This is a genomic window from Brevibacillus sp. MER 51 (assembly GCF_023714195.1).
Classification (GTDB): Bacteria; Bacillota; Bacilli; order Brevibacillales; family Brevibacillaceae; genus Brevibacillus.
This window is the reverse complement of record NZ_JAMAUS010000014.1, coordinates 68,247-82,327: the sequence shown is the minus strand read 5'-3', so window position 1 is coordinate 82,327 and position 14,081 is coordinate 68,247. Positions and strand designations below refer to the sequence as shown.

Annotated in this window: 16 protein-coding genes; 6 read left to right on the top strand and 10 right to left on the bottom strand. The window is 49.1% G+C overall.

The window, feature by feature from the left end; translation table 11 throughout:
• Nucleotides 1-39: 39 nt before the first annotated feature.
• The 3 genes from M3630_RS24685 to M3630_RS24675 all read right to left on the bottom strand — a co-directional run bounded on the left by M3630_RS24685 (nt 40) and on the right by M3630_RS24675 (nt 2,861).
• Nucleotides 40-474 carry a metal-dependent hydrolase gene (locus M3630_RS24685; protein WP_173611870.1) on the bottom strand — a complete coding sequence of 145 codons (435 nt, stop codon included), beginning with the start codon at nt 472-474 and terminating at the stop codon, nt 40-42.
• A gap of 89 nt (nt 475-563) precedes the next feature.
• Nucleotides 564-926, bottom strand: a complete 363-nt coding sequence (locus M3630_RS24680; RefSeq protein ID WP_173611869.1) for a cupin — start codon at nt 924-926, stop codon at nt 564-566.
• A 78-nt stretch (nt 927-1,004) separates the two neighbouring features.
• On the bottom strand, nt 1,005-2,861 hold the full coding sequence (locus tag M3630_RS24675) for an SgrR family transcriptional regulator (RefSeq protein ID WP_251253860.1): 1,857 nt from the start codon (nt 2,859-2,861) through the stop codon (nt 1,005-1,007).
• Nucleotides 2,862-2,933: 72 nt separating this feature from the next.
• Here M3630_RS24675 and M3630_RS24670 point away from each other — a divergent pair, with 72 nt between their 5' ends.
• Entirely contained in the window at nt 2,934-4,172 is a 1,239-nt protein-coding gene (locus tag M3630_RS24670) for an MFS transporter (protein ID WP_251253859.1), read from the top strand.
• A 61-nt stretch (nt 4,173-4,233) separates the two neighbouring features.
• Here M3630_RS24670 and M3630_RS31245 read toward each other — a convergent pair whose 3' ends face one another.
• The 5 genes from M3630_RS31245 to M3630_RS24645 all read right to left on the bottom strand — a co-directional run bounded on the left by M3630_RS31245 (nt 4,234) and on the right by M3630_RS24645 (nt 8,457).
• Nucleotides 4,234-5,919 (bottom strand): methyl-accepting chemotaxis protein, encoded by a 1,686-nt coding sequence (locus M3630_RS31245; protein ID WP_251253858.1) that lies wholly within the window; start codon nt 5,917-5,919, stop codon nt 4,234-4,236.
• 164 nt (nt 5,920-6,083) lie between these two features.
• Entirely contained in the window at nt 6,084-6,665 is a 582-nt protein-coding gene (gene clpP, locus M3630_RS24660) for an ATP-dependent Clp endopeptidase proteolytic subunit ClpP (protein WP_007726172.1), read from the bottom strand.
• 35 nt (nt 6,666-6,700) lie between these two features.
• A complete protein-coding gene (locus tag M3630_RS24655; RefSeq protein WP_173611864.1) occupies nt 6,701-6,958 on the bottom strand; it encodes a hypothetical protein in 258 nt (85 codons plus the stop codon).
• Nucleotides 6,955-7,548, bottom strand: a complete 594-nt coding sequence (locus M3630_RS24650) for a winged helix-turn-helix domain-containing protein (RefSeq protein WP_007726169.1) — start codon at nt 7,546-7,548, stop codon at nt 6,955-6,957. Before M3630_RS24650 ends, M3630_RS24655 begins: the two co-directional genes overlap by 4 nt.
• A gap of 150 nt (nt 7,549-7,698) precedes the next feature.
• Nucleotides 7,699-8,457: an MBL fold metallo-hydrolase gene (locus M3630_RS24645; RefSeq protein WP_251253857.1), complete on the bottom strand. Its 759-nt coding sequence runs from the start codon at nt 8,455-8,457 to the stop codon at nt 7,699-7,701.
• A gap of 118 nt (nt 8,458-8,575) precedes the next feature.
• Between M3630_RS24645 and M3630_RS24640 the strand changes: the two genes are divergently transcribed.
• From M3630_RS24640 to M3630_RS31010, 3 genes are all read left to right on the top strand, one after another.
• Complete coding sequence (locus M3630_RS24640) at nt 8,576-8,989, top strand: Lrp/AsnC family transcriptional regulator (protein WP_173611862.1); 414 nt, start codon at nt 8,576-8,578, stop codon at nt 8,987-8,989.
• A 98-nt stretch (nt 8,990-9,087) separates the two neighbouring features.
• Complete coding sequence (locus M3630_RS24635; RefSeq protein ID WP_251253856.1) at nt 9,088-9,378, top strand: hypothetical protein; 291 nt, start codon at nt 9,088-9,090, stop codon at nt 9,376-9,378.
• Nucleotides 9,379-9,404: 26 nt separating this feature from the next.
• Nucleotides 9,405-9,539, top strand: coding sequence for a hypothetical protein (locus M3630_RS31010; RefSeq protein WP_012684166.1), 135 nt, complete (start codon nt 9,405-9,407; stop codon nt 9,537-9,539).
• Nucleotides 9,540-9,589: 50 nt separating this feature from the next.
• On the opposite strand, the gene M3630_RS24630 is transcribed toward M3630_RS31010, so the two are convergent.
• Entirely contained in the window at nt 9,590-9,934 is a 345-nt protein-coding gene (locus M3630_RS24630; RefSeq protein WP_173611860.1) for a cupin domain-containing protein, read from the bottom strand.
• Between the two features lie 230 nt (nt 9,935-10,164).
• Here M3630_RS24630 and M3630_RS24625 point away from each other — a divergent pair, with 230 nt between their 5' ends.
• The gene (locus M3630_RS24625; RefSeq protein ID WP_173611859.1) at nt 10,165-11,328 is read left to right on the top strand and encodes a cation:proton antiporter; all 1,164 of its coding nucleotides are present in this window, start codon (nt 10,165-10,167) and stop codon (nt 11,326-11,328) included.
• 92 nt (nt 11,329-11,420) lie between these two features.
• A complete protein-coding gene (locus M3630_RS24620) occupies nt 11,421-12,554 on the top strand; it encodes a glycerate kinase (RefSeq protein ID WP_251253855.1) in 1,134 nt (377 codons plus the stop codon).
• Between the two features lie 11 nt (nt 12,555-12,565).
• On the opposite strand, the gene M3630_RS24615 is transcribed toward M3630_RS24620, so the two are convergent.
• Nucleotides 12,566-14,002 (bottom strand): glycosyltransferase family 4 protein, encoded by a 1,437-nt coding sequence (locus tag M3630_RS24615; protein WP_251253854.1) that lies wholly within the window; start codon nt 14,000-14,002, stop codon nt 12,566-12,568.
• Nucleotides 14,003-14,081: the final 79 nt, after the last annotated feature.

Genomic DNA, 14,081 nt, shown 5'->3' with positions numbered 1-14,081 from the left:
ACCTCCTGAGGGGAGGCCCTTTCTCCATTTCCATTCTTCTTACTGATAACCTTTGATCACAATATACACAATCGCTACATAAAACACGATTCGATCCACAATCCGATACATCGACTTGGACACCGGAATGCCGAGCCATCCCACTCGCAACGGCCACAATAACTGAATGCGTCCCACCAGCATATCGCTGATCAAATGGGACAAAATCCCCCAAAGTCCTGCCATGGCAGCCAAAGAATCGCCGAACAGCAGGAACGGAAGGAATAAAATCACCCAAGAGTGCGTAACTGTACGATGACCAAATCCTTTTTGCAGCATTTTGGACAAAGGTCCCATCAAGTTTCCGAGCTTGCTATTTGCTTGATCGATATCGGGTACTAGTGCCATCGTTGCACCAATAACACTGCCCTTCCACGAAGGATAGGCGCAGTAGCCTGCAATGGCACCGAGTACCATATGTGTTTTCCATGTCATTTGCCTTTCACACCGTCTTTCTTGGGTAATCTGGGGAGCTTATGTACGGTTGGTGGAATGGCAAACCAATACCATCATACATACGGATGCTACGTCTCCAATAAGGACATGAAGCTCTCTGGATCAAGCCCATCTCCTTCAATCACAATGGCTGTCATTCCGGTTTCACTGCCTGATTCATGCCCTTCACCTGTGATCCAGAATGCCGCCTGACCACTCTGGATCGGGATGCGCTCTGTACCTTCTCCACGTACCCAGCCTTCACCATTCACCACGAGAAAAAGCTGAGGGCAAGGCGCCGGATGATAACCGACAATCCCACCCGCCTCCAAATGGATACATCCTATCGAAACGGAATTCGGCGTGCGCACAACACGAGAAATCGTCGCATGGACGGAATTATAGCGATCAATCGTTTTGCCTACTTGCTGATCAAATCGAAATCGTTTCATACTTTCCCCTCCGCCTTTTGACGCGTAAGCCTTATCATAGCGCAACCAGAGGCGCTGTGACAGACTCATCTTCCACAATTACTGCCGAAACCAAATATTTTTGTAATCAACAAGACCAAGCGCATTCAACGAAACACCGGCCAGAGCCGAATGGTAAGCAGAATGCTGACGCGTATGGTACAAAAACAGCATCGCGCACTGCTCACGCAGCAGTCTCTCGACCTCCTGCAAGTGATGACGCTGCCCTGTCACATCCCTCTCCAGCATCAAGGCGTCCAGCTCAAAATCGATTTGCTCCCGCAAGACAGGGCTCCACAACTGCCGCGAAAAGCTGATATCCGACTTAAAGAACTCCACCATCCCCAACTCCCACTGTTCATCAAAAACCTCTCCCGCAACCACCATATCTGCCTGCTGAATGACCTCTGGCTTCTTCAATTCCTCAATCGGCAGGACTGTCACTTCAACTCGAATGCCCCCATCAGCCAAATGCTGCCGTAACCATTCCGCATTATTTTCGTTGCCTGCCCCTTCGTACGTAAACAACTGTATCGGTTGATGATCGGGCCAGTCTTTGAAATCCCCATCCCAGCCCACTCCATCACCAGGCACATCCTTGTTTTCAGGTAAAAATCCGTAAGCAGGCGCATACCGATTGCCGCGCAGCTCCGTAATCATTTTCTCGCGCACGATAAAACGATCCAGCGCTTGCCGGAATGCAATATCTTGTTGTGGGCCTGGGCGATTCAGGTTAAAAGCGAGATACGTGCAGCCTTTCTCCAGGCTCTGCAACTCCTGCCAATGCTCCATCGGGCCGAGCTTATTCCAAAAGGTTTGAAAGTGCACCTCTCCTCGTTTTGAAAAGTAATCCTCGTTTCGCACATCCTGACTGTTTTCGGGAACAATCCAAATCTCTACCCGATCCAAATGAGCCCTTCCGAGAAAATACGTTGGGGCAGCCTCTAAAATGAACATCTGCGAGTCATTCGTCACCAGCGAAAATGGTCCACTGCCCACAGGTAATCGACTAAATGCTTGTCCTTTTTCCTGAATGACATCTCCCGGAACAATCGAAAGCCGATTCGCTGCCAGAATGGATAGCAGTAATTGATTGGGACGTCTGAGTGCAATTTTTACTATCGTCTCTTTTTCAGCAGTGACTTTTTCTACATCTTCCAGCATCCAGCGATAGGGAGACCCCGTCTTCGGATCGGCAATGCGCTCGAGCGTCCAGACGACGTCATGCGCTGTCAGTTCACGTCCATGGTGGAAAAGTACCCCTTTGCGCAAATAAAAGGTCCATTCTGTTCCACTCTCATTTACTTCCCAATGGTGGGCGAGATGCGGGATGAATGTATCCATTTTTTCGTCATAACGAATGAGCGTATCAAATAGTTGCTTCACCATGTGTGACTCTGTGCGCCTGTTGACAAAGGCAGGGTCGAGAGCGGGAATCGGTCTGTAAAAGGACATGCGAAGCGTATCCAGTTTTCGTTCACGGATTTCCTCTTGAATAAAGCCAAACTGCCCGGAGAGCCAGTCAAAAAAGTGCTCCCGCCCCTTGGCAGTGATGGCAAAATCATTGAGGAGCTGCATAGCGCCTTCCAAATCGCCATCTTGGATACGCCCCTGAGCGATAGGCAAAGCGATCTGCTCGATCCCGTATAACAAGACGATCCGCGAGACATTGCCTCGTCCTCTTCCCGGGCTCCATTCAATCCACTTCTGTTCCTCCATCTGTTTGATGACTTTTTTCGTGTTCCGAATCGTGCAACAAAATATTTGAGCCAGCTCGGCAAGCGTAATCTCCTGCTGTTCCCCCTCTGCCGCAGAGGCAAAATGCTGGCGCAAGCGCAAGTAGTAGTAGGCACTTTGCATCGAGATGATCACTCTTTCTACGTAAACAGTCGCTGTCGAATCCAAAAAGGGGTCCATACTCTCCAAACACTCTACCCTTTTTCTTCCCCTTTTTCTAGCTACAATGAGATCTGAGAAGGAGGTTTTTTCATGCCAGCGCCTAACAACACCCCCGCCACGAAGCTTGAATCACACGAGAGAATGTCGATCTGGCGGAATCGGCCCTTTCTCGTCCTCTTTTTCACGTCCACCTTTATCGCGTGTGGAGCAAAGGTGTACGAACTGGCCTTGCCATTGATCTTGTATGATATGACCCAATCGCCATTTGCCATGACGACCATGAAAAGCATTGAGTTTTTGCCAAATCTGCTGCTCGCCATGTTCATCGGCGTCTGGGTGGATCGCTTCTCCAAAAAACGCTGGTCGCAATGGATGGTTTTTGGCCAGATGATCCTGTTGTTTTTGCTATATGGACTGACCGAATCCGGACATGCACAGGTCATTCATTATTATGTGGCTGGCTTTTTCCTGATGGCGTTTAACTACGGCTTTCACAACGCTCGCGTCAGCATGATCAAGCAAGTGGTTCCTCCCCCTCTGTTAACCTCAGCCAATGCTCGTTTTTCTTTTATGAGCACGTTTATTGAAATTATGGGACCTGCGATTACCGGGTTTATTCTGCTTCTGTCGGCGCTGCACACTGGGCTGCTTATTACGGGTACAGCCTATTTACTGGCTTTTATCGCCATATCGTTTTTAGATCGTACAGATGCGCCTGCCTCCTCTCAGGGCGGCTTTTGGCAGGAGTTGCGAAACGGTTGGAAGGAACTGTTGGGCAATCGACCATTATGGCAGATTACAGTACTCGTGATTTTTCTCAATGCAACCTCGGGCATGTATGACGCCATGATCATTTTCTTTGCCAAGGATCACCTTAGGTTGGACAATTCCACATTAGGGCTGGTGCTTTCCGCGGCTGGACTTGGCGGTCTTCTCGGCAGCTCAGTGGTTGCCTATTTGCGGAGACGATTTCCCATCGGTCGCATCATGGGCATGACCATCCTGCTTCTCGGTTGCTCCTATTTGCTCATGGTTTTCGCGCAAAGTACGTGGATGCTCTGTCTTTCTCTATTTCTCACGGGACTGATCAGCACGATTGAAAACGTCTGTATTTGGACCTTTCGTCAAGAGACTACCCCTGCCCACATGATTGGAAGAATTAGCGGGATCACCGGCTCTATTTTCAAGCTCGGAATTGTCTTCTCCATCTATGGTTCGGGCTGGATGACCTTATCGTTCGGGCCTTGGGCAGTCTTTTTGGCAGCGGCAGTGGGGAATCTCGTGGTTTTTCTCGTATATCGAAGATTGGCTTTGTGGAAATTGTCGTAAACAAAAAACACCCCTCAGAATCATTCTGTCGATTCTCAGGGGTGTATCCTGTGGCGAAGCTTTATACCTTGAAATGGCCTATCAGTTTTTCCAAATCATCCGCGAGACCCGCCAGCGATGCAGCCGAGGAGTAGATTTCCTCCATCGAGGCAAGCTGTTCTTCTGTAGCAGACGAGACTCCCACCGACAGAGAGACAGCCGATTGCGCGACAGTGGCGATCATCTGCATCGATTGTCCGACCTTGCCTGTACTTTCCGTAAGGGTATGTGCAGCAGTCGATACCTCTTGTATTTCATTCGTCACGCCAACAACAGCATCACGAATTTGAGAGAACGCTTCCCCTGCTCTTGCGACGCCCCCCATCCCGTCTGCTACTTCTTGAGAGCCTTTTTCCATCGTGAGGACCGCTTCGTTCGTCTCCATCTGGATCGACGCTACCAGTTGGGAGATTTCTTGTGCCGATGCAGATGCCTGCTCAGCCAGCTTTCGCACTTCATCCGCCACGACAGCAAAGCCTTTGCCGTGCTCGCCAGCCCTCGCCGCTTCGATAGCAGCATTCAATGCCAAGAGATTTGTCTGACCTGAAATTTGTGTAATGACTTCGACGATTTGGCCGATTTGCTCAGAGCGTTTTCCCAAACCACCTACCATTGCAGTCAAATTCTCCATCGTTTCTCCGATCCCGTTCATCTGGGAAACCGACTGCTGGATAGTACGATCCCCCTCTGTCGCCAGCTCTGAGGTACTGGCAGCCGCAGCCGACACACTTTGCGCACGTGCCGCAATTTTTTCAATGCCTGCGGATATTTCTTCGACTTCTTGCTGACTCTCCTCTACGTTTTGGGATTGCCTGTCCGTTCCTTCCGTCATTTCCTGAATCGTGATGGCGATCTGCTCCGTAGCTTGGCTCGTTTGCTTCGAGCTCGCTGTCAGTTGTTCAGCTGCGGCTGCAACCTGCTGGGCATGCCCACGAACCTGAGAAATCAGCTCTCGTAAGTTGGCTAGCATCCGGTTAAATGAGCCTGCCAACTGTCCAATCTCGTCTTTGGAAGAGACGGTCAACTCTTGCGTCAAATCTCCTTTTCCTTCAGCGATATCATGTAGCTGTTTGTTCACCCGGTGCAGCGGTGCCACAATCGAGCGAATCAGAAAACCGCCGACCACAATCGCGACGAGAATTCCCACTGCATTAAAAAACAACTGGATCATAGCCGAAGTTCCTTCGTTCTCCGCCAGCTCCTGTCTATCTACTTCGATTTCATTACGCACCTCTTCGACCAATCCACTCACAACCGAATCCAGTGCTAATCTCGATTGCCGCTCCTGGCCGAAATGATGAGCGATGGCTTCTTCATGTAGCCCATTATCCTGTGCCTCTACCGCTTTCTCACTCGACTCCAGAAAGGACTTGTACAGTCCCATTGCCTCCTCCATTTTTTCACGATGGTGAGAAGACTCTAAAGAACTGTTCATTTTGGCAAACAGGCTGTCCACCTTTGCTGCCTTTCCCTTCAATTCCATCCGAAATTCTTCATCGCCTGTTAACAAGTAGGCTCGTTCGTCATTATTTCGACCTGTCATGATAAACTGCATTTCACGCAGATCCGTCAATAATTTTTCCTCTTCGATAATCTGGGTGTAGGATGCCTTCATTGCTAGCATTTGCAGATGCATATACGTACCTGAACCGAACATGACTGCCAATATGACACCAAAAGCCAGGATGATTTTTGTTCTGATTTTCACAAGATGTGCCTCCCGTCATCTGATACTCTTGTTCATACCCAGCTCCTCCTTCCTTCAAACAATTTGATGTGCAAACAAAAAACCGCCAGGCAAAATCCCTGACGGTTCAAACATTCGGTACGCTAAACTCCAAGCTTCGCAGCCAGTATTCTCTATCCCCATCATTACAATTTTTCGATCACTTTATCAATCAAGCCGTATTCAAGCGCCTCTGCGGCGGTAAGGAAATAGTCGCGGTCTGCATCTTTTTCGATTTGCTCGACTGTCTTTCCCGTACGCTCTGCGATGATCGTATACAGCATGTTGCGATGTCGCATGATACGGTCTGCTGCAATCTTGATATCGCTTGCCTGTCCTTGACTGCCTCCCCACGGCTGGTGGAGCATGACTTCTGCATTGGGCAACGCGTACCGTTTGCCCGGCGCTCCCGCTACGAGAAGCATCGCACCCATAGACGCTGCCATCCCTGTGCAGATTGTAGACACATCAGGCGCAATGAAACTCATCGTATCGATAATCGCCATCCCTGCTGTGACAGAGCCTCCGGGCGAATTGATATAAAGATGAATGTCTTTTTTCGGGTCCTCTGCTGCCAGGAACAGCAACTGAGCTACGACTGCATTGGCTACCTGATCATCGATGGCACTGCCGAGAAAAATAATGCGATCCTTCAACAACCGGGAGTAAATGTCATAGGACCTCTCTCCATAACTCGTTTGCTCGACTACTACCGGAATGAGATTCATGAAAAACCCTCCTTCGCTTGTTTACGCTGCGTTTTTTACGCGGCCATACTCATGCTGATTGCTTGTGGAACCGCCACTGATTTTTTGTTAAATCCTGATGAAACCTGCGTCACGACTGCCGGATTACTCGCCGGGCCCACTGACCATGTCTGAACAGCCGCTTCTCTTTCGACAGCAACCCCATTTCCGTTTCGGGCAGGCATGGCAATGACCTGGTCGGTTTGAGGCTGGACTCGACTTTCCCAAACGATTACGGGTTTGGACTTATTGGACTCCGCAGCTTGTGCTTTCATGCCTCGTCTCCTCCTTGTTTTGGATAAACCGCGAGAACCACCTGATACGTCTCTTGTCCCTTTTCTTTTGGCTGATACTTCGCCACAAGCTGATTCACCAGTTGGACGTACTCCTCTACAAAAGCACTGCGCTGTTCCGCACTGGCTAGCTGAATACTCGCATTCAGTGAGGCGCTCGGAACCTCGACCTCTTGATCGGAGCGCTCCAGCAAGAGCATGGCATCACGCTTGATTCGTTCTGCTGTCTGGACCAGATGAGACAGCGACCCTTGATCCTTCATTTGCTGAACGGTATCGTTGCCCCAGTTCAGTCCTTCCGAGAGCACATACGTCCGCGCAATCGCCAAGTAAAGCACCTCGACGAGATTGCGCACCTGTCGACTCCCTACCCGTCTGACCAATCCGACTTTTTCCAAGGCCTTCAAGTGATAATTGACACGCTGCGGGATTTCATTGATACCACGTGCGACTTCTGCTGCCGAAGCAGGCTCTGCCAAACGGCTTAAAATCTCGGCACGTAGCGGGTTCAATAGCGCCATCGCCTGTTCCGGCTTCTCGACTACATATGTTTCCAGTTGTTCGTGCGCCACAACAACACCTCATGACATTAATCATTTACGTAAAAATAGTTTATTACGTTCGTTTTTGTTTGTCAAATGATGGATAAGCCTTTTTTTCGACAACGCCAAAAGCCCCGCTATCACCTGCGGAGCTTTGTTTTTCATTTTTATTCGATTCGCTCAATGAATAGAGATAATTTCTCCGTCCTGCGGAACATGTACACGTCCGGACAGCTGTTTTTCGTGCAAACATTCATTCAATTCCCGGCGGCTGAGCAAGCAATGGTTCCACGTCTCCATGTGGGCAACAAGGATACGGCTGTCGGGCGCGGCATTTGCGACATGGACGATATCCTCCTTCGTCATCGTGATCGGGTCTCCCGTCAAGAACCGGGCCGCACCTGCGAAAACGATGATCACATCAGGACGATACGCTGCAACAGCTTGCTCCGCCTCCTCACACCAAATCGTATCCCCCGCCACATACAGCGTCTGCTCACCAGCTCGCTTCAAGACAAAGCCAGATACTTGCCCCATCTGCTGCCCAATTTCCCCTGTTCCGTGTTGACCACCTGTCCGATGCAGGTGAACCCCTTGCCATGTATACTCCTCTTCGATGGAAATGACTTGTTCGAAGCCATGCTGCATCAGCTTATCCAGATCCGGTGGCTGGCAAAATACAGGCAAATGCTTCGGGAGGAGGCGAATGGCCGCTTCATCGAGGTGATCGAAATGAGTATGCGTCACCAAGAGGGCATCGACTCCAGCAAGTACCTCTTCCACGGATATAGGCAATTCTACTCCTGGGTTCGGGCGCTGATTCGGCGTATTTGGTACTGCTGGCATTTCGCCCTTGGAGCTAAACATCGGATCGACCAAAAATGTCAGCCCTGCATATTCCAAACGCAAGGTAGCATGTCGTACAAGCTGAATCTGCATGTCATTTCTTCCTTTCCTCGTTACCGTTATAATGGTTGTACGTTTATTGTATAAGGCCGTGAACGGTTGCCGCGAAACGATTGCTGGCTTCCCACTTTCGCCGTGAAAGGAGTTACGCATGCTAGACCAAATTGATCTCTCCATTCTTGCCTTGCTACGAAAAAACAGCCGCTTGCAGTGGAAGGACATCGGCGAACAGGTCCATCTAAGCGGTCAAGCCGTCGGCAACCGCATTAGACGAATGGAGGAGCAAGGGATTATTCAAGGCTACACAACGCTCATTGATGAAGCCAAAATCGCCCCGTTCCTCACTGCTCTGGTCACGATGTTCATGACTACTACTGATCATTCTCTCTTCACTCGTTTTATCAAAAGTCGTAGCGAGATCGTCGAAGCCCATCGTATTAGCGGAGAAGGCTGCTATACCATGTTGGTACATGTTCCAGATCAAGAGGCCCTCAATCATTTTTTAGATACCCTTCTTCCTTTTGGGAACTACCGCGTCAACCTATCGATTAACAAATTGAAATAGTTGGTAGTTTGTCAATGTATTCGCTCTCATAAATTATTAAGATTGCACAATTTTGTGAACAAGAGTAGAATGATGAATACGAAAGGAGGAGAATCGCCATGGAAGATATGCTGATGTTGCTGTTTTCGCTGGAAGATTTCTTCGCCTTGGTCGCGATTTTTGTAGGATGCTTCACTTCTGCTTTTTGTCTCAGACAGTGTTGCCTGCAAAACCGGGCTCTACCTCAGAACGTCACGGATATGTACCGACCTCCCATTAACACGTTGTTAGTTGAGACTTATCCAATGGCGGCAAGGCAACCGCAGCGCCTTCGCTTATTTAGGCGCATACAGCATACAGACAGCGAAATGGATACATATGGTTCCTTTGTTTTGGATCGCGTAGCGTAACGAACATCCAAAAGGAGGTTGATCATATGATCGCCAAATATATCGGAGAAGCTTTGTTGTTTATTGTGGGTTTGCCTATTTTTGCTTACCAAACATTCGAAGGAATACATGCATTGGCAGATTTCTTCGCCCAAGTATCCGATTTTACCAATTTCAAATAAGCATGACACATAGAAAAGCCTGACCGCATCCATTGACGGTCAGGCTTTCTTTAATTTGCTTGGATGCGATCTCCTCTTGTTGTCGGTTGCGAGATCACAAGAAATTCCACATCCTCTGCTCCCTCGTTTTTCATCTGGTGTTTGACTCCCGGAGGCACTTCTACCCCTTCTTGCCTGCCCAGCACATGACGAACGCCATCCACTTCCAGCATAGCCTGTCCTGACAGCACGAAGAAAAACTGCCGCGACCGCTCGTGATAATGGCGCACCTCTGCTGTATTTCCGGGCATCCGCTCATGAATGACGCTGAGGTCTTGGCCTTTGACCAGATACCAGCCATCGCATTGATCTCCCCAATGATAATGCTCTGCATTCTCTTTGCTGATTTTTGCCATGCCTGTTCCTCCTCCGTTTTTTGCTCTATCTTCACACGCTGAGGAGCATTTGTCACCAAGTGTTTACTTTTTCTGCTGGCTATGTTAAAATATTTGTGTATTCTAAGTGAATATTTGATTCGTTACTGGAGGAGCCTGTCATCATAGGGTTCTTTTTGTCTTTTTTTAGCCGACAAAAAGAAAGCTGTGATTGCGGGCTCTTTTTTATTTCGTAAAAAGGGGGAAACCAGATGCTTATTTTTCAGCTGGCTGTCATTTTGATCGCCTCCAAAATCGCCGGTGACATCAGCGTGCGGCTGGGACAGCCATCCGTTTTGGGGAAACTGCTCATCGGTATCGTTCTAGGTCCTACCGTTCTCGGGCTAGTCACAGACACAGAAATCCTCAAGGAAATTAGCCAAATCGGGGTTATCCTGCTCATGTTTATCGCGGGCTTGGAGACCGATATTGATGAGTTCAAACGCACTGCCAAGTCTTCAACCAGCGTAGGTGTCGCAGGAATTGTCATGCCACTTGCACTCGGTTATGGTGCCGGGATTGCGATTGGTCTCTCCAACATTGAAGCGATCTTCCTGGGCCTGTTGCTCTCTGCTACCAGTGTGAGTATTTCCGTACAAACGTTGAAGGAATTGGGCAAGCTAAAATCAAGGGAAGGCGCAACGATCATGGGGGCTGCTGTTATCGATGACGTTTTGGTCATCCTGGCACTCGCTTTCTTGATGAGCTTTGCTGGCGGCGATGTTAATCTTGGTATGGTGATTTTGAAAAAGGTCGCATTTTTTGCCATCGTCATCGTTCTTTCCTGGAAAGTTGTCCCTTGGGTTTTGAAAAAATTTGCTCCGTTGCAGGTTACAGAATCGGTCATTTCCGCGGCACTCATTATCTGTTTCCTGTTCGCTTATTTTGCTGAATATACAGGGGTTGCCGCCATCATCGGCTCCTACATCGCCGGTGTTGCGATCAGCTTAACCAATTACAAGACAGAAGTAACTCACAAGGTCGAAACCATCAGCTACGCGGTTTTCGTGCCAGTCTTCTTCACCTCTATCGGGGTAACGGCACAGTTCTCTGGCATCTTGGAAAATCTCGGACTGATTGTGCTCCTGAGCGTCATCGCGATTGTTTCCAAGCTCATCGGTGGTGCATTTGGTGCAAAAATCACGGGCTTCCCGTGGAAAAACTCGATGGCCATTGGTGCAGCCATGGTATCGCGTGGAGAGGTGGCACTCATTATCGCCGCCATTGGTTTGGAGAACAATTTGCTCACGCAAGACATGTTTGCCGTCCTGATTGTCGTCGTACTCTTGACGACCATCGTCACTCCGCCAATGATGAAAATGTTCTTCTCGAAAACATCGCAGCCAGAAGGAATGGCGTTGAAAAAGAACGCCTAACAAAACCAAGACTGTTTCTCGCCATAGACGCTGGAGACAGTCTTTTTTATTATGGGAAAAATACCCTCTGTACTGAAAGGAGGAACACCGTCATGAAAATTGTCATCGCTCCCGATTCCTTTAAAGGCAGCCTAACTGCCAAACAGGTGGGCGAAGCCATTCGCTCAGGGATTCAACGCGCACTCCCGCAAAGTGAACTCATCGTAAAACCGATGGCTGACGGCGGTGAAGGTACTATGCAATGCCTGGTCGATGCCACAGATGGCAAAATACTGACCGCCACCGTAAAAAACCCGCTCGGACAGGACATTTCTGCTGAATTCGGCATTTTGGGTGACGGTGCAACCTGTGTGATCGAAATGGCTGCTGCGTCTGGTCTTTACTTGATTTCTTCCGCAGATCGCAACCCGCTTGTCACGACGACCTTTGGCTTTGGTCAGCTGATTACGGCCGGACTCGATCAAGGCTGCCGCAAGTTCATTCTCGGACTGGGTGGTAGTGCTACCAATGACGGAGGCGCTGGCATGCTCCAAGCTCTCGGATATTTGCTTCTCGATCCAGACGACCAGCCACTCTCTTTTGGAGGTGGGGAATTATCACGATTGAGCCGTATTGATACGAGTCAGGTTGATAAGCGACTGGCTGACTGTCACTTCGTCATCGCGTGTGATGTCACCAATCCTTTTGTTGGACCCAATGGCGCTTCACACGTTTTCGGTCCGCAAAAAGGAGCCACACCGGAAATGGTGCTGCAATTGGATGATCATTTGCGCCATTTCGCTGACTTGATCGAAAAGACCCGTGGCATCGCCATTCACGATTTGCCTGGAACTGGTGCTGCCGGTGGTGTCGCCGGTGCCCTACTCGCTTTTCTGAATGGACAGCTTCGTTCCGGTATTGAGATTGTGATCGAGACGACAGGACTCGCGGAAGCCATGGACAAAGCCAATCTTGTGATCACAGGCGAGGGACAAGTCGACTTCCAGACTGCCCAAGGAAAGACGCCATGTGGAGTTGCCCAAGTCGCGCAACGATACGGCATTCCCGTCATCGTCCTCGCTGGTTCCATTGGAAGTGGCATCGACACCCTTTATGAAAAAGGCGTTTCTGCCGTTGTCGGCATCACCAACAAACCGATGACCCTAGATCAATCAATGCGCGAAGCCGCCTCGCTCTTGGAGCAGACAGCCGAGCAGGTTATGCGGATTTATAGCTTGAAAACCTGATCGGCCTCTCGTTAACCGTATATGAGTGCATCGACAAGCCTTTGATAGCCGATATCGGAAAAGAAATCGAAAGTGGCTTCGGCGGAGTCATTACTCCAATCGGACTCGTCATCATTTTCCGCACATAGATCAGTAAAATTTTGGAAAACTCCGGTACTGGTGATGCTTAGGGTGTCATCATCAAAGGAACTCCAATCGTGGACGAGGTCAAATGGTTGCGGGATGGCTGGCTCCTCTTTCATTCGCTCCGGCTGGGCGCCTTGCCCGGTTTCATTGCATTCTTGCAAATCTTGACGTTCATGGCAATGGGCAGCGGTGCAATGGTATTCATTTTGGCGCTTATCCTGTTGTAAATCTATTTCAGATTCATAAATGTGGTTGAGTCTATCGGCTGTTGCACACCAACTGAATTTCTCCAACGCAATTTGACGAGCTTCTTGCTTCATTTTCAAATACAGGGGCTTATTCATGATCAGCGAACAGATCGCATCGGCAAAGGCTTGCGGATTTTTATATTGCTTGATCAACAATCCAGAACGGCCATGCTGAATCACTTCTTTTATGCCCCCGTTTTTCGAGGCAACGACTGGCAATCCGGAAGACATCGCTTCGACGTTAACAAGTCCAAACGATTCATGCTTTTGCGAAGGACAAATGAACAAATCGGCTTTTCTAAAAACGCGATGGATATGACAATGGGGGATCGTACCTAGGAATTCAGCATGTACGCCAAATTTACGAGAGAGCGACTGCAATTGCCTTGCATATTTGCTTGTGGGTGACCCTCCTGCAATCATTACTTTGACAGGTTGGTTTACCTGTTTATTCACGAGCTTAACTGCCTGAAGCAATACGGGAACGCCTTTGCGTGGAATAAGCCTGCCTGCGAACAATAAAGTGAAAGCACGGGGATGAGAGGTTTTTTGAATAGGGGAAAAGCGAGATGTATCAACGCCAAGCCATGCAACCCGGATTTTTCTCGACATACTGGGAAACCGAGCAGAAAGTCGCCTTTCAAGAGAGGAGCTGTTGGTGATAATCAAGTCTGCCTTTCGCAACCCGGCCAAAGTCTCTGCCCGACTGGTATGGGGAAAGTTGACAAAAGTCAGCGAGTGAAGATACAAGGAGACCGTAGCTTTCGGAAACATCGATTTAATCTGCCCGACGAACTCTGGACGGTTATCAATTTGCAAAACGTCAAATTGGCGTTTTTTCAGGATTTTTTTCACATGGGTTAAATATTTCGCAGGACTCCCGGTAGGAACGCGATAGATGTTCACCCCATCGATAACAGAATACTTTGGGTACCGAGAATGCGCTCTGCTGATGATCGAGACCGAGTGCCACTTACTCAATTCTTTGGCGATCGCCAGAATTGTAATTTCGACGGACCCCCCAAGAATGGGGGGAACGGGAATTTGCTCAGGGGCGATGATCACGATTTTCATACCGATCCCTCTCCTGTTTAAGAGCTAGGACTTGCAGAGAATTTTTCATTCGATAGACACAAGTACATTTTATGTTTGG